Here is a 17820-nt window from a genome sequence, read left to right as displayed (position 1 = left end):
TTCGATCCCCAGCCCCATCCCGCAAGGGGGAGGGAAATGCGTGCGGCTCACGCCGCGCGCTTGCGCATCACCTCGGCGACGGTCGCGCCGAAGGAACCCGGGTCCGGCGCCACGGTGAGGCCGTAGGACCGCATGATCTCGGCCTTCTCGGCGGCACTGTCGCCGGTCGCCGAGATGATGGCGCCCGCATGCCCCATGCGGCGGCCCTTCGGGGCGGTGAGGCCGGCCACGAAACCGATCACCGGCTTCGTCATGTTTTCCTTGATCCAGGCCGAAGCCTCGGCCTCCTGCGGACCGCCGATCTCGCCGATCATCAGGACGGCGTGCGTGTCCGGATCCTGCTCGAACAGCGCGAGATGATCGAGGAAGGAGGAGCCGTTGATCGGATCACCGCCGATGCCGACCGAGGTCGAGATGCCGATCCCTTCCGCCTTCATCTGCGAGGCGGCCTCGTATCCGAGGGTGCCGGAGCGCGAGATGATGCCGACATTGCCCTGCAGGTAGATATGGCCGGGCATGATGCCGAGCATCGACTTGCCGGGCGAGATGATGCCGGCGCAGTTCGGCCCCACCACCATCGAGCGGCGGTCCTTCGGGTAGCGCATCAGGTAGCGCTTCACCCGCATCATGTCCTGGGCGGGGATGCCGTCGGTGATCGAGCAGATCAGCCGGACGCCGGCGTCGGCCGCCTCCATGATCGCGTCCGCCGCGAAGGGCGGCGCCACGAAGGTGATCGTCGTGGTGGCGCCCGTCTCGCGCACGGCCTCCTTCACGGTGTTGAACACCGGCACGCCCACATGGGTCTTGCCGCCCTTGCCAGGCGTGACGCCGCCGACGACGTTCGAGCCGTACTCGATCATCTCGCGGGCGTGGAACGTGCCCTTGTCGCCCGTGATGCCCTGAACGAGGATCGGGGTCTTCTCGTCGATGAGGATGCTCATTGGTCTGTTTCCTCCCGTCCGCTCAGTGGGCTGCCTTGGCGCCCTGGCAGGCCCGAACGGCCTTCTGGGCGGCCTCGGTCAGGGTGTCGGCGGTGATCAGGTCGAGCCCGCTCTCCGAGAGGATCTTCTTGCCTGCCTCCACGTTCGTGCCCGCGAGCCGCACCACGAGCGGCACGTCGATCTTCACCTCGCGCGCCGCCTTGACCACGCCCTCGGCGATCCAGTCGCAGCGATTGATGCCCGCGAAGATGTTGACGAGGATCGCCTTCACGTTGCGGTCGGACAAGACCAGCCGGAAGGCGGTAGCGACGCGCTCGGGCGATGCGCCGCCGCCGACGTCGAGGAAGTTCGCCGGCTCGCCGCCTGCGTGCTTGATCATGTCCATCGTCGCCATGGCGAGGCCGGCGCCATTGACGATGCAGCCGATCTCGCCGTCGAGGCCAATGTAGTTCAGATTATGCTCGGCGGCCTGCGCCTCGCGCGGATCGCTCTGGGACGGGTCGTGCATGTCCGCGATGTTGCGGCGGCGGAACATGGCGTTGTCGTCGAAGGACATCTTGGCGTCGAGCGCCAGCACCCGGTCGTCCTTCGTGACGACGAGCGGGTTGATCTCCAGCATGGTGCCGTCGCAATCGCGGAACGCCCGGTAGGCGTTCATGATGGTTTTCACCGCGGCCGAGACCTGCTTGATGTTGAGCCCGAGCTGGAAGGCGATCTCGCGGGCCTGGAATTGCTGCAGGCCGACCGCCGGCTCGACCACGACCTGGATCAGGGCCTCGGGCTCCTTGGCGGCGATCTCCTCGATGTCCATGCCGCCGCGCTGGGAGGCGATAACGCGGACGCGCTCTGCCTTCCGGTCGAGGACGTAGCCGAGGTAGAGCTCGCGCTCGAACGGGTCGGCGGTCTCGACGTAGACGCGCTGGACGGGCTTGCCGTCGGCGCCGGTCTGGATGGTGACGAGGCGCTTGCCGAGCAGGTCCTTCGCCGCGTCGCGCACCTCGTTGTAGGTGCGGCAGAGCTTGATCCCGCCGGCCTTGCCGCGGGCGCCCGCATGGATCTGGGCCTTCACGGCCCAGAACGAGCCGCCGAGCTCGGTCGCCGCGTAGACCGCCTGATCCGGGCTGAAGGCGACGGCACCCTTCGGCACGGCGACGCCGAAGCTCGCGAGCAGCTCTTTGGCTTGGTACTCGTGAACGTCCATCCGAGACCTCCTTTTCTGGCGCTTCCTTGCGAGCGATCATCCCGCAAATTTCATTTCGCGGGAAGCGCTCCAGCGTTTATATTTTTTTGCATTCTCTTTAAGTCTGCCTTGATAGGCGACCGGAATGCTTTTCGTATTCAGAGTTTCACCGTCCCCGGCGGCAGGAACCGGGGACGAAACTGGTGAGCCGGCTCGGCTGACCTTCGCTCAGTTCACCTTGGCCCTGACGACCTCATAAACCTTCTCGTTCAGCGCTCCGGCCTCCGCGAGCAGACCTTCGAGCTCCTTGAGACGCTCGTCGGCGAAGCCACGATCGTCGAGGCCCTTGGCGTTCACGTAGACGTTGAGCGCCGCGCTGCGCAGGCCCGCATAGGCCGACAGCACGGCAACGCCCGCGTCCGAGATGACGTTGAGGTTGCCCTTGTCCGCCGTGATCGCGGCGAGGTCGATCACCTCGCGGCAGACGCGGCAGCAGGCGAGCGGCACGTCGGTGGCGGTCTTGAGGGCCGCCTGGATCGTCTCGGACCGGGCAGCCTTCTCAGCGTCGGTGTTCTTCGGGAGCCCGTAGGCGGCCATCACCGCGTCGAACGCCTCGACGTCGTCCGCGATCATGCCGGTGAGCGTGGCCCGCAGCGCCTCGGACTTGGCCAGAACCTCCTTCAGCTCGGCCTCGACCTCGACGTACTTCTTCTTGCCGATGGTGAGGTTGCACACCATCGAGACGAGGGCCGCGCCCATCGCGCCGGAGATGGCGGCGGCACCGCCGCCGCCGGGTGTCGGGGCCGAGCTCGCCAGCCCATCGAGGAATTTCGAGATGGTCTCGTTCTCGGCCATGCTTATCTCCCCTCAGGCCATCTTCTTGGCCAGCGCATAGATCTCCTCGGCATCGAGCACCTGCTCGGTGTTGTCGAAGAGCTGGCCGACGCAGGCGCGGTGGAGCTTGAGCTTCAGGCCGCCGATGCCGAGGGCGCCGAACGACCGCTTGCCGTGGCGCTCCTTGCCCTTGTCCATGGCCTCGATGCCGCCGAAGCCGAGCGGGGGCTGGGCATTGTAATCGGCTACGAACTCGATGCTCGCCTCGTCCTTCCAGGCGTCCTCGGGCAGGAGTTCGAGACCGATGGCGCCGGCCGAGAACACGATGTTCTGGCCCTTCACGGCCCGGGCGCGGGAGCCGGCATCCGGCGTCTCGACGGCCGCCACCTTCACGTTGAAGCGCTTGTTGATGGCGTCCGCCGCGGCCTGGGCCTTGTCCAGCGAGCGGCCGGCGACGGTCACCTGCGCGCCCTCCTTGGCGAGCAGCGCGGCGGAGCGCATACCGACCGGGCCGGTGCCGGCCAGCACGATCGCCTTCTTGCCCTCAAGCGAGCCGGCAGCCTTGGCGACGAGCGCGACGCCCGCGGCCGCAGTGGTGTTCGAGCCGTTCGAGTCGAGCATCGTCGAGACGCGGAACGGGCCGAAGAAGCGCTTCTTGACCGCCTCCAGCACCGCCTCGCCGGCCGCCATGTTGCCGCCGCCCACGAAGATCGCGGTCGACTTCTTTTCCGAGCCGCCGCGGGTGTAGATCGTCCCGTCGACGAGAGCGCCCACGGTCTCGGGGGTCACGTTGCCGTAGCCCGTGATGTGGTCGGCGCCGCCGTCGTAGCCGACCACCGTGTCGAACACGCTCGGCACCGGATCCGTGTCGAACAGGAAAAGCAGCTTCTTCATTGGTTGTCCCTTCGTCCGCGCGGTTCGGCGCGGTTCAGCGTTTCCCAAACGGGCGCGAGCGCCCGGTTTGATCCCGGCAAATGGTCAGACGAGCCCTCACGGCCTCCGTCCCGCCCGCGCCTCCTCGTCGAGGTGCGGAGCGACAGGGAAGCCCGGATCAGGCTTCCCCACCGGCTCGATCCCTGAAGCCGCCCGAGGGACCGCCGACGCGGCACCTCAAGACACGGTCACGGCTGGAACGCCCGCCGTCTCAGGCCTCGACCACGTTCTTCGGCGAGCCCGCCACGAATGCCTCGACGTTGTCGACGAGCTGGTCGGCGAGAATCTGCATCGCCTGCTTGCTCGCCCAGGCCACGTGGGGCGTGACGATGAGGTTCGGCAGGTCGGCGTCGCACAGGATGTTGCCATTCTTCGGCGGCTCCTGCGCCACCACGTCGAAGCCCGCACCCCCGATGGTGCCGTTCTTGAGAGCCTCCAGCAGGGCCTCCTCGTCCACGAGGCCGCCGCGGGCCGTGTTGATGAGGATGGCGCTGCTCTTCATCTTCGCGAGCTGCTCGCGCCCGATCATGTTCTTGGTCTCGGGGGTGAGCGGCACGTGCAGCGTGATGACGTCGGATTCCTTGAGGATCGTCTCGAAGTCGACGAGCCCGTCCTGCGGGAAGACGTCGTAGGCGATGACCTTCATGCCGAGCGCCTCTGCCCGCTTGGCGATCGACTTGCCGAGGGCACCGTAGCCGACGATGCCGAGCGTCGATCCCGCGATGTCGTAGATCGGGTAGTCGAAGTAGCAGAACTGGGTCGACTTGTTCCAATCCCCCGGCGGACCGAATTGGCGTAGGGCACGATGGCGCGGCGCAGCGCGAACATCAGCGCGACGACGTGCTCGGGCACCGTGTTGAAGGCGTAATTGCGGATGTTCGAGACGGTGATGCCCTGCGCCTTGGCCTGGGCCTTGTCGACGACGTCCGTGCCGGTGGCGGCCACCGCGATCAGCTTCAGCTTCGGTAGCTGCTTCAGGACCTCGGCGCGCATCGGCACCTTGTTGATGAGCGCGATCTCCGCATCCTTCAGGCGCTCGACGATCTCCTCCGGCGTCCAGGTCGACTCGTACTCGGTGTACTCGTGCGGGAAGTTGAATTCGCGCACCTTGGCGTCGAGGGATTCGCGGTCGAGGAAGACGATTTTCTGCGTCATGGAGAACCCCTTTCAGAACCGGGCGGCCGGCGTGGCGTCCGCCCGGCCTTCGTCCGTGTCTCTACGCGAAGCGGGGCCGGCATCGGCCGGCCCCGTTCGGGTTTTCCACTAGGCCTTCGAGAGGGGGTTCTCCCGCAGGTAGCTCGACGCGGCGGCGACGCCCGAGCCGGGGGTCACCTTGATGCCGTTGTCGAGCATCGACATCTCGGCGCCCGCGATGGCGCCGAGCAGCGACAGCTCGTTCAGGTCGCCGACATGGCCGATGCGGAACACCTTGCCCGCCACTTCCGACAGACCCGCGCCGAGGGCGAGGTTGTAGCGGACATAGGCGTGCTTGATGATCTTGGCGGCGTCGACGCCCTCCGGCACGACGATCGCCGTGACGGTGTCGGAGTTCCACTTGGCATCCTTGGCGCAGGTCTTCAGGCCCCATGCCGCGACGGCCTGGCGAGTCGCCTCACCGAGCACCGCGTGCCGGTGGTAGACGTTCTCAAGACCCTCCTCGAACAGGCAGTCCAGCGCCTCGCGCAGGCCGTAGAGCAGCGGCAGCGGCGGGGTGTAGGGGAAGTAGCCGGTCGGGTTCGCCTTCCGCTGGTCGGCGTAATCGAAGTAGACCTTGGCGAGGCGATCGTTCTTGCCCGCCTGGCTCTCCGCGGCCTGCAGGCCCTTCGGGCTGATGCAGGCGACGCCGAGGCCGGCCGGCAGCATCAGGCCCTTCTGGGAACCCGCGATCGCCGCGTCGACCTTCCACTCGTCGGCCTTGAAGGGCAGCGAGCCGATCGACGACACGCCGTCGACGAAGAGCAGCGCCGGGTGGCCGGCCGCGTCGATCGCCTTGCGCACGGCGCCGATGTCGCTCGTCACGCCCGTGGCGGTCTCGTTGTGGACCACCATCACGGCCTTGATCTCGTGGTTCTTGTCGGCGCGCAGCGCCTCCTCGATCCGCTGCGGGTTCGCACCCGTGCCCCAGGTCTCCTCCTGGACGATCACGTCGAGGCCGAGGCGCTGCGCCATGTCGATCCAGAGATGGCTGAACTGGCCGAAGCGCGAGGACAGGACCTTGTCGCCGCGGGCCAGCGTGTTGCAGAGCGCGGATTCCCAGATGCCGGTGCCGGAGGCCGGGAACAGGAAGATGGTGCCGTCGGTCGAGCCGAAGACCTTCTTGGTGTCCTCGAACAGGGGCTTCGTCAGCGAGGGGAAGTCGACCGAGCGGTGATCCTCGGACTGCACCAGCATCGCGCGCAGCACGCGATCCGGGATATTGGTCGGCCCCGGCACGAAGAGATGGTTACGACCCGGCCGTCTCGTTGCCGCCATGTTGTGTCCTCCGATTTCCTAAACTGCTGGCCGGCCCATCGGCCGGCGCCAGAATGATGTCAGTGAGCCAGCGTCGCTCGGTGATGGCCCGTGGTTGCCGCGATCCGCGGGGCAGGCCCCTCGACCGCGAGGGTCGTCGGGGAGGTCGCGGACCGAGATGGTACGGTCCTCGCGGATCCCGTCGTCCGGGACGAGCCCGTTTCAGGGGCCGCGTTCCGTTCCGCCGACGTCGTCCATCCCAGGTCGGATCATGGCGCTGAGCGGAGCGGCGGGGCAGCCCCGCGGTCGCGGCACGGTTGCATGCCGGTCGCCTCCGATGAGCCGAGAGCCTCAATGCGTCGAGCCGGCCGCTCTTGCAAGCACTCCCGACGCGACTTGGACACCTTCCTTCCTGCCGCCGTTGATCCCATTGGCCGTTTCCGGCACCGAGCGAGCCCGGTGGTCTCCTTGGCCACGATTATGACCGCCTTCGCCGAGGAAGGAAAACTCAAAAAACTTGGGCGTGCGTCCAAAAAAATTGTCGTGCACTGCAACGTAAGCCTGTGCATGCGCTCAGTTTTCTTCGGCATCGCAACATGAGGCCGTCAGCGTCATCAAACTGATACGGGAATCCGGTTTGGCTCTGGCCGTGACCGTCGCCGGGAGACGCCCGTGGCCGAAGAAACGGAGAAGGCGATCCGCGTCCGGACGCTCTTCCTGTCCGACATGCACCTCGGCACGAAGGGCTGCCAGGCCGGCCTGCTGCTGAACTTCCTCAGGGATTACGACGCCGACGAAATCTACCTCGTCGGCGACATCGTCGACGGCTGGCAGCTCCGCTCCGGCTGGTACTGGCCCCAGGCGCACAACGACGTCGTGCAGAAGCTCCTGCGCAAGGTCCGAAAGGGCACGACCGTCGTCTACGTGCCGGGCAACCACGACGAGTTCCTGCGCGACTACATCGGCACCACCTTCGGCGGCATCGAGATCGCCGAGAGCCGGATCCACACCGCGGCGGACGGCAAGCGCTATCTCGTCATCCACGGCGACCAGTTCGATATGGTGGTGCGCCACGCCAAGTGGCTCGCCTATCTCGGCGACGGGGCCTACACGCTGGCGCTCTCCATCAACACGGTGCTCAACAAGGTCCGCCGCCGGCTCGGGCTCGCCTACTGGTCGCTCTCGGCCTGGGCGAAGCTGAAGGTGAAGAACGCGGTCAACTTCATCGGCAAGTTCGAGGAGTTCCTGGCGGCCGAGGCGCGCCGGGTCGGCGCCGACGGAGTGATCTGCGGCCACATCCACCACGCTGCGAACCGCGAGATCGACGGCCTGCGCTACCTGAACACGGGCGATTGGGTGGAATCCTGCACGGCGATCGTCGAGCATTACGACGGAAGGATGGAGGTGCTGCACTATCCGAGCCTGCTGCGCGCCCGCGAGGCGGAGGCCGCAGCGGAGCGGATCGCCCTGCAGCAGCAGGACGCGGCGCCGGGCCGGCGTGCCGTCGCGTGAGGCTCCTCATCGCCACTGACGCCTGGCACCCGCAGGTCAACGGCGTGGTGCGCTCGCTGGAGCACATGGCGCAGGCCGGACGCGGCCTCGGCGTCGACCCTGTCTTCCTGACGCATCAGGATTTCCCCTCGCTGCCCCTGCCGGGCTACCCGGAGATCCGCCTCGCCTATGCGGCGCGGCGCAAGCTCGAGGCGCGGCTCGCCGCCATCGCGCCGACCCACATCCACATCGCGACCGAGGGGACGGTGGGCTACGCCGCTCGGCGCTGCTGCCTCGCTCAGGGGCGCCCCTTCACCACGAGCTACCACACCCGCTTTCCCGAGTACCTCGCCGCCCGGGCGCCGGTGCCGCAGGCGTGGAGCTACGCCTGGCTGCGGCGCTTCCACGGCGCGGCGAGCGGCACGATGGTGAGTACCCCCTCCCTTGAGCGGGAGCTGACGGGGCGCGGCTTCACGAACCTGATGCGCTGGACGCGCGGCGTCGACACCGACCTGTTCCGGCCTCAGGATTCGGACGCGCTCGAAGGGCTGCGGCGCCCGCTGTTCCTGTTCGTCGGGCGCCTCGCGGTCGAGAAGAACGTCGCGGCGTTCCTCGCCCTCGATCTGCCGGGAACGAAGGTCGTCGTCGGCGACGGTCCGGACCGCGCACGTCTCGCGGCGCTGGCGCCGGAGGCCCGCTTCCTCGGAACGCGCACGGGCGTGGATCTGGCGCGGATCTACGCGGCGGCCGACGTCTTCGTCTTCCCGAGCCTCACCGACACGTTCGGCATCGTGCTCCTGGAGGCGCTGGCCTGCGGCCTGCCCGTCGCCGCCTACCCGGTCACGGGTCCCGTCGACGTGGTGGGTGAAACGGGGGCGGGCGTGCTCGACGCCGACCTCCGGCGGGCTGCGCTCGCCGCGCTCTCGATCCCGCGCGCGCGTTGCCGTGAGGAGGCGCTGCGCTACACATGGGCCGAGAGCGCGCGCCAGTTCTACGCGAATGTCGAGCTTGCCCATCAGCGCGGGGCCTCGCGCGAGCGCACGGAGAAAAGCACGGCGGCGGGCATGGTCGAGCTCGGCTAGGCCGGCACTCGGGAGACGGTGACGCGGACCGTCGATGATGCGAAGGGAGAGGCTCGCCCCACCCTCCCACGAGTTCGCCCCATGCCTCCCTTCGACCCCGCGCGCGCGGCGGATTATCCCGTCGTCATCGGCTGCGACGAGGTCGGGCGCGGCGCGCTGTGCGGCCCGGTCGTCGTGGCCGCGGTCTGGTTCGAACCGACCGCCCTGCCGCCCCCGATCCTCGGCCGGCTCGACGACAGCAAGCGGTTGAAGCGGGCGCAGCGCGAGGCGCTGGCACCCCTCATCCGTGCGCATGCGCGCGTCGCCGTCGCGGCGGGCTCGCGCGCCCTCGTCGACCGGCTCAACGTGCGGGCCGCGACCCTCGACGCGATGGCCCGAGCGGTGGCGCGGCTCGGCCTCGACGCGTCCGTGATGGTCGATGGCCGGGACGCGATTCCCGGGCTCGGGGACACCTGCCGGGCCGTGATCGGTGGTGACCGGCTGGTGCCGCAGATCGCCGCCGCCTCGATCGTCGCGAAGTGCCTGCGCGACGACCTGATGCGGACGCTCGCCCGCCGCCATCCTGACTATGCCTGGGATCGGAACGTCGGTTACGGCACCGCCGCCCACCTCGCCGGCCTCGCCCGGATCGGCCGGAGCCCCCACCACCGGATCAGCTTCACGCGATCGTTCGGCGCCTGACCTGCTCAGAACAGGCTGAGTTGCGCGCCCGGCGGCGCGAAGGCGTCGGCGTTGAGCGTGACGCGCTCGCCCGCGTAGCCGAGCCGGGCCTTGGCGAGCCGCATGCGCTCGACGATCAGCTCCGCGTAGGCTCCCTCCCCAACCATGCGACGCCCGAAGGCCGCGTCGTAGACCCTGCCGCCACGGGCCTGGCCGATCAGCGAGAAGACGTGGCGGGCCCTGTCGGGATAGTGCTCCGCGAACCAATCGGAGACGAGGGCATCGAGCTCGTGCGGCAGGCGCAGCAGCACGTGGTTCGCCTCCCCTGCCCCGCGTGCTCGGGCCTCGGCGAGGATCGCCTCGATCTCGTGATCGTTGAGCGAGGGGATGATGGGCGCCACGATCACCATCACCGGGATGCCGGCCGCGCTCAGCCGCTCGATTGCTTCGAGGCGCTTCCTCGGATGCGGGGCGCGCGGCTCCATCCGGCGGGCGAGCACCGGATCGAGGGTGGTGACCGAGACCGCAACCTTCACGAGACGCTCCGCCGCCATCGCCGCAAGGATGTCGATGTCCCGGGTCACGAGGTTCGACTTCGTGACGATGCCGACCGGGTGGCGGAAGCGGGCGAGCACCTCCAGCACGCTCCGGGTGATCCGGTGGGTCCGCTCGATCGGCTGGTAGGGGTCGGTCGCCGTGCCGAGCGCGATCGTGCGCGGGCGATAGCCCGGCGCGGAAAGCTCCCGCTCAAGGAGCTTGGCCGCATCGGGCTTGGCGAAGAGGCGCGTCTCGAAATCGAGGCCCGGCGAGAGCCCCGCATAGGCGTGGTTCGGCCGCGCGAAGCAGTAGATGCAGCCGTGCTCGCAGCCCCGGTAGGGGTTGATCGACCGGTCGAAGGGGATGTCCGGCGAGGCGTTGCGGGTGATGATGTGGCACGCGCGCTCGGGCAGGACGTGCGTGCGCAGGTGCGGCGTCTCACTGGGCCCCCAACCATCGTCGAAGGATTCCCGCCGCGACCGCTCGAAACGCCCCTCGGGATTTGCGGTAGCTCCGCGCCCGCGCCGGGCGTCGGCCTCCACGCTCGTCCCGGCCAAGCGGCGCGCAGGCCCGGCATCGACGTGCTCCAGATATCTCGGCATACGGTCGGATCTCGCCTCGGGTTGGGGCGATAGGACTAGAACATAACAAGAACACAAGCGAGGCCGCCTGCCTCAATTTCGAGCATTCCCGACGCCTTCTCCACGGGAGAGTCGCGGCACCGTCGAAGACGATGCTTTCGCCTATCTCTTTTGCGCGAAAATGGTTTATGGGCGCGCATGATCTCCGCCTTGACCTACGTGGCTCGACCGGCAGATCCGGACGCGATCGATCGCCTTGCGGACACCCTGAGCGCGCTCGTCACGGGGGTGGCCGCCGGCCTGATCGGCGATGCCGTGATCGTCACCGCCGTGCCGAACGAGACCGTCGCGACCGTGGCCGAAGCCACGGGTGCGGCCCTCGTGGTGCGCCCGCGGGGCGGCAGTCCCTGGGCCGCGGGTGCCCGTGGCGTCCGGCGCGAGTGGGTTCTGTGCCTGGAGGCGGGCGACGTCCCGGCCGAGGGTTGGATCCGCACCCTCGACCGCTTCGTGAACACCGCGCGGCCCGACGTCGCCCTGGCGCGGCTACGCCGGCCCCACGCGAACCTGCCTGCGCGCCTCGCGACGAAGGGCGAGCGCGTGCTCGGCGTCAGCGCGCCGCGCCCCGGCGACCTCGTGCGCCGCGAGCGCCTCGTCGCCGGCCCGCACTTCTCCCCGCGCTTGAAGCCGCGGATGCTGATGGCGCGGCTGGAACGGGCCTGAGGCTCGTCAGACCGCCACGGACGCGCCGCGGCGCAAGTGCTCGTCGAGGCGGGGCATGATCTCGACGAAATTGCAGGGCCGATGCCGGTAGTCGAGCTGCTGGGCGAGGATGCCGTCCCAGGCGTCCTTGCAGGCACCGGGCGAGCCCGGCAGGACGAAGACGTAGGTGGCGTTGACCACCCCCGCGGTCGCCCGCGACTGCAGGGTCGAGGTGCCGATCTTGTCGTAGGAGATCCGGTGGAACACCGCCGAGAAGCCGTCCATGCGCTTCTCGAACAGCGGCTCCAGGGCTTCGGGCGTCACGTCGCGGCCGGTGAAGCCGGTGCCGCCGGTCGTGATGACGACGTCGATTCCGGGATCGCGCGACCAGGCCTCGACCTGCCCGCGGATCGCCGGGACCTCGTCCGGCGCGATGGCGCGGGCCGCGAGGCCGTGGCCGGCCTCCGTGAGCCGTTGGACCAGCGTGTCGCCCGAGCGGTCGTCCTCCGGACGTCGCGTGTCCGAGACCGTCAGGACGGCGATCGAGAGCGGGATGAAGCTGCGCGCGGCGCTGGGGCTGGGCATGAGAGCGGACTCGCGAGGACTTGGCGGGGACGGTTCCCCGGATCGGACGTTGAGATAGGCTCGGCGGCGGGACCTGGAAAGCGGGCCGTGGAAAGGGCTTCGTCAACTTCTGCGCGTCAGACTACGAGCTCTCGACCCCGCGATGCCGACCGTTCCGCAGCAGCCTTGAAGCGCCCCCTCGACGATCTGACGGCCGGCGCGCGCCGGCCGCCGCACGGCATAGCGGACTGGCCCGGCAGCCGGCACCATTCCGTGATCGAGCGGCCGGCAACCCTGCCGGACGGGCGACCCTGGCCGCGCCTGCTCATCGTCACGGTCTCGGACGGGTCGGAGGCGGGCCTGGCCGACACGCTCGCTTCAGTCCTCGCCCAAGGCTATCCGGAGGCGCGTCACGACGTGCTGCCGGCGCGTGCGGCTGAGGCCGGGTCTTTCACCCCCTCCGACGGGTCGAGCGATCATGTCCTGATCCTGCCGGCCGGCGACCTTCTCGCACCGGGTGCCCTCGTCGCCCTCGCGCTCGAGGCCGCGCTGACGGGCGCCGCCGCGGTGGCGGGCCTGCGCGTCCGCTACGGCTCGGGCGTGACCGGCCTCGACGTGCCCTCGCTCCGCGGCGCCGCTCCGGCCGCGGATGCCGCGCCCTCGGGCGGCGAGATCCTGTTCGCGCGCGTGCACCTCGACGGGACTGCGATGTCCAGCCCTCCGGCCGCGCTCTGGACTCGGCTTGCGGCGTCCGGCGCGCGCCTCGCCCGGATCGGGCGGCCGGTCCTGCTGCAGCGCGCGCCGGAGCCGCCGCCGTGCCGGGGGTTGTCGATCGTGTCGCTCACCGGAACGGGGCGCCGGGGTGGGGCCGGCATCGCGCAGCGCCGCCTCGGGGAGGCCCTGGTGCTTGCCGGCCACCGCGTCGCGCCGATCGTACTGACCGACGAATCGCCCGCGGCAGCCGCGGAGTGGACCGACGCTTTCCCGCGTACCGAGGCGGCGATCCGGGATGCGGCGCCCGACCTCGTCATCGCGGGCAACCTGCACGGGGCAACCCGTAGCCTCGACATCCTGGGGCGACTGGGCACGACGATCCCCGTCGCGCTGGTACTGCACGACCTGTTTCCGCTCACGGGACGCTGCGCCTACCCGAAGGGCTGCACGCGGCTCGCCGCGGGCTGCGACGCGGCCTGCCCGACGCCGGACGAGTACCCGCAGCTCCGGCGCGGTCGCATCGCCGGCCACCATGCGGGCAAGCGCGCCATCCTCGGCGGCGCGAACCGGCCGCTGCTCCTCGCCAATTCCGAGTGGACGGCGGCGCGCGCGCGGGACTACGCGCCCGAAGGCGCACGCGTCGGGCAGATCGCCCTCGCCTTCCCGACCGGGATTTTCGCCCCCGGCGACAGGCGCGCCCTGCGCCGAAGGCTCGGCCTGCCGACCGATGACGTCCTGGTGATGTTCTCCGCCGTGATCGTCGACGCACCCGACAAGGGCGTCGCCGATCTCGTCGCCGCCCTGCGGCGCGTGGCGCGGCCCGGCATCGGCTTCGTCGCGATCGGCCGTCTCGATGACCCGGACCGCCTCGGCCTGCCGAACCTGCACGCCCCCGGCCCGATCGCCGAGGAGGCGGAACTCGCCGCCTGGTACGGCGCCTGCGACCTCCACGTCACTGCGAGCCGCCTGGAGACCCTCGGGCAGACGCCGATCGAGGCGGGCCTGTGCGGCACGCCGACCCTCGCCTATCGGGCGACGGGCCTCACCACCGCCGTGATCGACGGGGTGAGCGGGCGGCTCGTACCTGAGGAGCCCGGCGCGCTCGCCGCCGCGCTGGAAGAGCTCGTGGGGGATGCGGACACACGGCAGCGCCTCGGCGCCTTCGCGCGGATCGCCTTCGAGAACCGCTTCAGCCACGCCGCGGCGGCGATGTCCCTCGACGAGACTCTCGTCCGTGCCGGGCTCCTGCCGCCGCGCGGGGGGCGTCTGCGCTTCGCCCCCGCGATGCTCGCCCGCTTCGCCATGGCCGCGGAGCGCCACGGGGGCGAGGGCGGCACCGTCGACGCGCCCTCGCCCCGGTTCGTCCGGCGCCTGAGGCGCGTGAAGCACGCCGTTCTCGGCCGGAACCTGCCGTTCTGGATGCGCCGGAGCCTCTACTTCGCAGCACGGATGCGCGGCGCCCTGCGCCGGGCGGGAGCCGGAGCGTGAGGCCCCGCCGCATCTACGTCGACCAGACCCATATCCGCGGCCACGTCACGGGGATCGAGCGGGTCGCACGCGACCTGTTCGCGCCGGAGCGGCTCAGCCCTCACGAGGTCCGGCTCGTCCGGAGCCGTGGCCTGCCCGGGCTGCTCGCGGCCCAGCAGATCGGGATGCCCTGGAAGGGAATGAGGGAGCGCGACGCGCTCCTCGTCTTCCCGGGCTTTCCGCCCGGCCCCCTCTGCGCGCTGCTCGGCGAGCGCTGCATCCTCTACGTCCACGACACCTTCCTGCTGACGCGGCCGCAGGACCTGAGCTGGAAGAGCCAGCTCTACATGGCCCCGAGCTTCGCTCTGGCGATGCGCTACGGCCGGCGTTTCCTCGTCAACTCGCGGAGTACGGGAGCGGAATTGCGCCGTGTCTGCCGGCAGGATGCTCTCGTGGCGCTCCTGCGGCCCGCGGCCGGCGACGTGTTCGGGTTGGCGGACCTCCCCGCCCGGCCCTTCGCGAGCGCGCACGGCGAGCCGCTGCGCCTCCTCGCGATCGGCACGATCGAGCCGCGCAAGAACTACCCGGCCGCCCTCGCGATCATTGCGGCCCTCAACCGCATGGGCGTTCCCGCCGAGCTTCACATCGTCGGCCGGGTGGGCTGGGGGCGTCATCCCTTCCTCGACGACCCGCCGCCCTTCCTGACGCTGCACGGATACGTGGACGATGCGGGCCTGCGCCGCCTCGTCGAGACGAGTCACCTCCTGCTCTCGACCTCGAAGGCGGAGGGGCTGGGGCTCCCGCTGCTGGAGGTCCAGCACGGCGGCCTGCCCGTGGCGGCGCCGATCGGAGCCGTGTTCGAGGAAGTGCTCGGCGCGTCCGGCCTGTTCCTGCGCCCAGAGGATCCGGACGCTGCGGCCGCTTCGATCGCCGGCTGGGCGCGGGACGGCCGCCTCGCCGCGGCCGCGAGCGCCGCGCGGGCGAACGTCGCGGCCTGGAACAGGGAAGCCGAGGACGACGCCGCGCGATTCCGTGACTTCCTGGCGCGCGGACCAGCCGCTTACGCAAAAAGCGGCACCGTTGCGACAACGTGAAGCTGTGAAAGACACATTTTCGCGTTCTCGTTCGATCAGTGGTGGCAACCGGATTAATCTTAATCGTCGGTAACTGCCGATGATCTCGCGTTTGCACCGCCATGACTCCCGCGCGACAAGACATCCGCGCCGCGGCATGGTCTATCTCTCCGGCATGGCGGTTGCGACTGGTTGTTCGTTCGTCACCGTCGCTGGAAGAACCGTTCCGATTCGGCACGGGACGCCCAGAGGACGGGTCCGACGGGGCCACGCGTCCGCCCGGGAGGTTCCGGGACCGGACAGGTCAGGGGACGAGGCAGATGTTCGACTTCGCGACACCGATCCGCGGCGAGCCGGTGCAGGTGGTGCTCCAGCAACCGGACCACGAGCAGCCGAGCCTGCGCACGATCCTGCGTCGGCTCTGGAGCGGGGTGAGCTTCATCCTGCTCGGCGGCCTGTTCATGCTGGCGTTGGCAGTCGCGGTGATGGGCCTGCTGACGCCGAGCTACACCTCGACGATCCAGATCCTGATCGACCCGTCCGACCTACGCGTCGTCGAGAACGAGATCAGCGCGCGCACCCCCCAGGCCGATGCCGGCGTCTCGATCGCCGAGAGCCAGGTGCGGGTCATCCAGTCGGACAATGTGCTGCGCCGGGCCATCGGCACGGTCGGCCTCGCCGACGACGACGAGTACGTGAAGCCGGATTCCGACAACCCGGTCATCGTCGGGCTGAAGCGGGCGCTCGGGATGGTGCCCCCGCCCGCGAGCCGCGACCCCGTCAACCTCGCCCTCGATACCCTCCGCCAGAAGATGATCGTGCGCCGGGCCGAGCGCACCTTCGTGATCGAGGTCGCGGTACAGTCGCGCGATCCCGAGAAGGCGGCCCGCATCGCCAATGCGATCGGCGACGCCTATTTCGCCGAGGAGGCGGGCGCCCGCACCGAGGCCGCGCGCCGCGCGTCCGACTCGCTCACCGGGCGGCTGAACGCCCTGCGCCAGGACGTCGAGGCGGCCGAGAGCAAGGTCGTGCGCTACCGCGAGGATAACCGCCTCGTCGCATCCTCGGGCCGGCTCCTCACCGACCAGCAGCTCGGCGACCTGAACCAGCAGCTTGTCACGGCCTCGATCAAGACGGCGGAGGCCCGCTCGCGGCTCGACCAGGCCAAGAAGATGAAGGTGGGCGATGCCGGCACGGCGCTGCCCGAGATGCTGCAATCCCTCGAGATGCAGGCGCTGCGGCAGCAATACGCCACGCTCTCGCGCAACACTGCCGAGCTCGCGACCCGACTCGGCGAGCGCCACCCCGCCATGGCCGAGCAATACGCCCAGCAGCGCGACCTCCAGCGCATGATTCAGCGCGAGAAGGAGCGCATCATCGAGACGACGCAGAAGGACTACGACCGCGCTGCGGCGAGCGAGGCGGCCATCCAGAAGAATCTCGAGCGGGTGAAGACCGAGAACGCTGCGAGCGACCGCGCGAATGTCGGCCTGCGCGAGCTGGAGCGGACGGTCGAGTCGCGCCGCGGCATCTACGAATCCTTCCTGCGCCGCTCCCGGGAGGCCAGCGAGCAGGAGCGGCTCAACAACTCCAACGTGCGGGTCATCTCCCCCGCGACGCCGGCCCGCGAGCGGACGTGGCCGCCCTCTCCGAAGGTGGTTCTGCCGGTGGCCCTGATGCTCGGCCTCCTGCTCGGGGCCGGCATCGCCCTCGCGCTCGGCGCCGACCGCGACCGGCGACAGGCGCAGCGCAGGCACGTGGCCGCGCCGCCGACGCCGGTTCCGGCCCGCAGCTTTCGGGCGGCCGATGCCTGAGATCGAGCGCGCACCGCCGGCGCATGGGAGCCATCACCGCCTGTTCGGCCTCGACTTCTCCACCGCCGCCCCCGCGGAGATCCTCGCCGAGGCCGCCGCCCGGCCCGCCGCCGCCGCCCGCCTCGTGGTGACGGCGAACGTCGATCACATCGTCCTGCTCTCCGAGAACGCGGCCTTCCGCGCCGCCTACGAGAGCGCGGCGGCGCGCACCCTCGACGGCATGCCGCTTGTCTGGTTCTCCCGTCTCCTCGGACGGGCGGGGGCGCGGCGTGTCACGGGGCACGACCTCTTGGCCGCCGCGCTGGCCGAGCCGCCGGATCCAGAGGCCAGGATCTTCCTCGTCTGCCCGACGCCCCTTGCCGGCGAGGGGCTGCGGGCACGCCTCGTCCGCGCCGGGCACACCCCCGAGGCAATCGCCATCGCGGTACCGCCCTTCGGGTTCGAGAACGACGCGGCCTACGGGCAGCAACTCGCCGCGCGGGTGCGCCAGCACGGCACCACGCTCCTCGTGATGGGCGTCGGCGCGCCGAAATCGGAGATCTGGGTCCACCGCCAGGGCGCGGCGCTCGGAAGCCCGGTGACGCTCGCGGTCGGCGACGCCGTCAGCGTCGCGGCCGGCCTCGTGCCGCGGGCGCCGCTCCTGATGCAGCGGACCGGCTTCGAGTGGCTGTTCCGCTTCCTGCACGCTCCGCAGCGCCTCTTCCGGCGCTACTTCGTGCGGTCCTGGCGCTTCCTGCGCATCGCGGCGCAGGATCATCGCGCCGGGTCCGACAAGGCAGCGGCGCCGCGGGCGCGCTGA

16 protein-coding genes and 1 pseudogene are annotated in these 17820 nt (G+C 70.0%); 9 read left to right on the top strand and 8 right to left on the bottom strand.

The annotated features are described in order from the left end of the window. Positions 1 to 47 precede the first annotated feature (47 nt). The 6 genes and pseudogenes from sucD to DK389_RS15325 form a co-directional block, all read right to left on the bottom strand. Entirely contained in the window at positions 48 to 941 is an 894-nt protein-coding gene (sucD, locus tag DK389_RS15350; protein WP_109890817.1) for a succinate--CoA ligase subunit alpha, read from the bottom strand. A gap of 22 nt (positions 942 to 963) precedes the next feature. Beyond that, positions 964 to 2142 (bottom strand): malate--CoA ligase subunit beta, encoded by a 1179-nt coding sequence (locus DK389_RS15345; RefSeq protein ID WP_109890815.1) that lies wholly within the window; start codon positions 2140 to 2142, stop codon positions 964 to 966. A 207-nt stretch (positions 2143 to 2349) separates the two neighbouring features. Beyond that, positions 2350 to 2976 carry a methenyltetrahydrofolate cyclohydrolase gene (fchA, locus tag DK389_RS15340; RefSeq protein ID WP_109890813.1) on the bottom strand — a complete coding sequence of 209 codons (627 nt, stop codon included), beginning with the start codon at positions 2974 to 2976 and terminating at the stop codon, positions 2350 to 2352. 12 nt (positions 2977 to 2988) lie between these two features. Then, complete coding sequence (locus DK389_RS15335; protein ID WP_109890811.1) at positions 2989 to 3849, bottom strand: NADP-dependent methylenetetrahydromethanopterin/methylenetetrahydrofolate dehydrogenase; 861 nt, start codon at positions 3847 to 3849, stop codon at positions 2989 to 2991. A gap of 250 nt (positions 3850 to 4099) precedes the next feature. Next, positions 4100 to 5043, bottom strand: a pseudogene (locus tag DK389_RS15330) (D-2-hydroxyacid dehydrogenase). A gap of 108 nt (positions 5044 to 5151) precedes the next feature. Further along, a complete protein-coding gene (locus tag DK389_RS15325; protein ID WP_109890809.1) occupies positions 5152 to 6360 on the bottom strand; it encodes an aminotransferase class V-fold PLP-dependent enzyme in 1209 nt (402 codons plus the stop codon). A gap of 375 nt (positions 6361 to 6735) precedes the next feature. On the opposite strand from DK389_RS15325, the gene DK389_RS32415 reads away from it, so the two are divergent. From DK389_RS32415 to DK389_RS15310, 4 genes are all read left to right on the top strand, one after another. Then, a complete protein-coding gene (locus DK389_RS32415; protein WP_162560662.1) occupies positions 6736 to 6939 on the top strand; it encodes a hypothetical protein in 204 nt (67 codons plus the stop codon). Positions 6940 to 7065: 126 nt separating this feature from the next. Continuing rightward, a complete protein-coding gene (locus tag DK389_RS15320; protein ID WP_418292061.1) occupies positions 7066 to 7851 on the top strand; it encodes a UDP-2,3-diacylglucosamine diphosphatase in 786 nt (261 codons plus the stop codon). Next, positions 7848 to 8912 carry a glycosyltransferase family 4 protein gene (locus DK389_RS15315; RefSeq protein ID WP_109890805.1) on the top strand — a complete coding sequence of 355 codons (1065 nt, stop codon included), beginning with the start codon at positions 7848 to 7850 and terminating at the stop codon, positions 8910 to 8912. The genes DK389_RS15320 and DK389_RS15315 overlap by 4 nt, the downstream gene beginning before the upstream one ends. A gap of 81 nt (positions 8913 to 8993) precedes the next feature. After that, positions 8994 to 9593, top strand: coding sequence for a ribonuclease HII (locus tag DK389_RS15310; protein ID WP_109890803.1), 600 nt, complete (start codon positions 8994 to 8996; stop codon positions 9591 to 9593). 5 nt (positions 9594 to 9598) lie between these two features. Here DK389_RS15310 and DK389_RS15305 read toward each other — a convergent pair whose 3' ends face one another. After that, positions 9599 to 10711 carry a PA0069 family radical SAM protein gene (locus DK389_RS15305; RefSeq protein ID WP_109890801.1) on the bottom strand — a complete coding sequence of 371 codons (1113 nt, stop codon included), beginning with the start codon at positions 10709 to 10711 and terminating at the stop codon, positions 9599 to 9601. Between the two features lie 177 nt (positions 10712 to 10888). On the opposite strand from DK389_RS15305, the gene DK389_RS15300 reads away from it, so the two are divergent. Next, on the top strand, positions 10889 to 11410 hold the full coding sequence (locus DK389_RS15300) for a hypothetical protein (protein WP_109890799.1): 522 nt from the start codon (positions 10889 to 10891) through the stop codon (positions 11408 to 11410). 6 nt (positions 11411 to 11416) lie between these two features. Here DK389_RS15300 and moaB read toward each other — a convergent pair whose 3' ends face one another. Continuing rightward, complete coding sequence (gene moaB, locus DK389_RS15295; protein WP_109890797.1) at positions 11417 to 11974, bottom strand: molybdenum cofactor biosynthesis protein B; 558 nt, start codon at positions 11972 to 11974, stop codon at positions 11417 to 11419. A gap of 165 nt (positions 11975 to 12139) precedes the next feature. Here moaB and DK389_RS15290 point away from each other — a divergent pair, with 165 nt between their 5' ends. From DK389_RS15290 to DK389_RS15275, 4 genes are all read left to right on the top strand, one after another. Further along, positions 12140 to 14155 (top strand): glycosyltransferase, encoded by a 2016-nt coding sequence (locus DK389_RS15290; RefSeq protein WP_236960898.1) that lies wholly within the window; start codon positions 12140 to 12142, stop codon positions 14153 to 14155. After that, the gene (locus DK389_RS15285) at positions 14152 to 15228 is read left to right on the top strand and encodes a glycosyltransferase (RefSeq protein WP_236960896.1); all 1077 of its coding nucleotides are present in this window, start codon (positions 14152 to 14154) and stop codon (positions 15226 to 15228) included. The genes DK389_RS15290 and DK389_RS15285 overlap by 4 nt, the downstream gene beginning before the upstream one ends. Positions 15229 to 15527: 299 nt before the next feature. Next, on the top strand, positions 15528 to 17021 hold the full coding sequence (locus DK389_RS15280; protein WP_109890793.1) for a GumC family protein: 1494 nt from the start codon (positions 15528 to 15530) through the stop codon (positions 17019 to 17021). Next, positions 17014 to 17820, top strand: a complete 807-nt coding sequence (locus tag DK389_RS15275; RefSeq protein WP_109890791.1) for a WecB/TagA/CpsF family glycosyltransferase — start codon at positions 17014 to 17016, stop codon at positions 17818 to 17820. Before DK389_RS15280 ends, DK389_RS15275 begins: the two co-directional genes overlap by 8 nt.

The organism is Methylobacterium durans, assembly GCF_003173715.1.
Classification (GTDB): Bacteria; Pseudomonadota; Alphaproteobacteria; order Rhizobiales; family Beijerinckiaceae; genus Methylobacterium; species Methylobacterium durans.
Note: the sequence above shows the minus strand (reverse complement) of the source record. Positions and strands in the feature narration are given on the sequence as shown.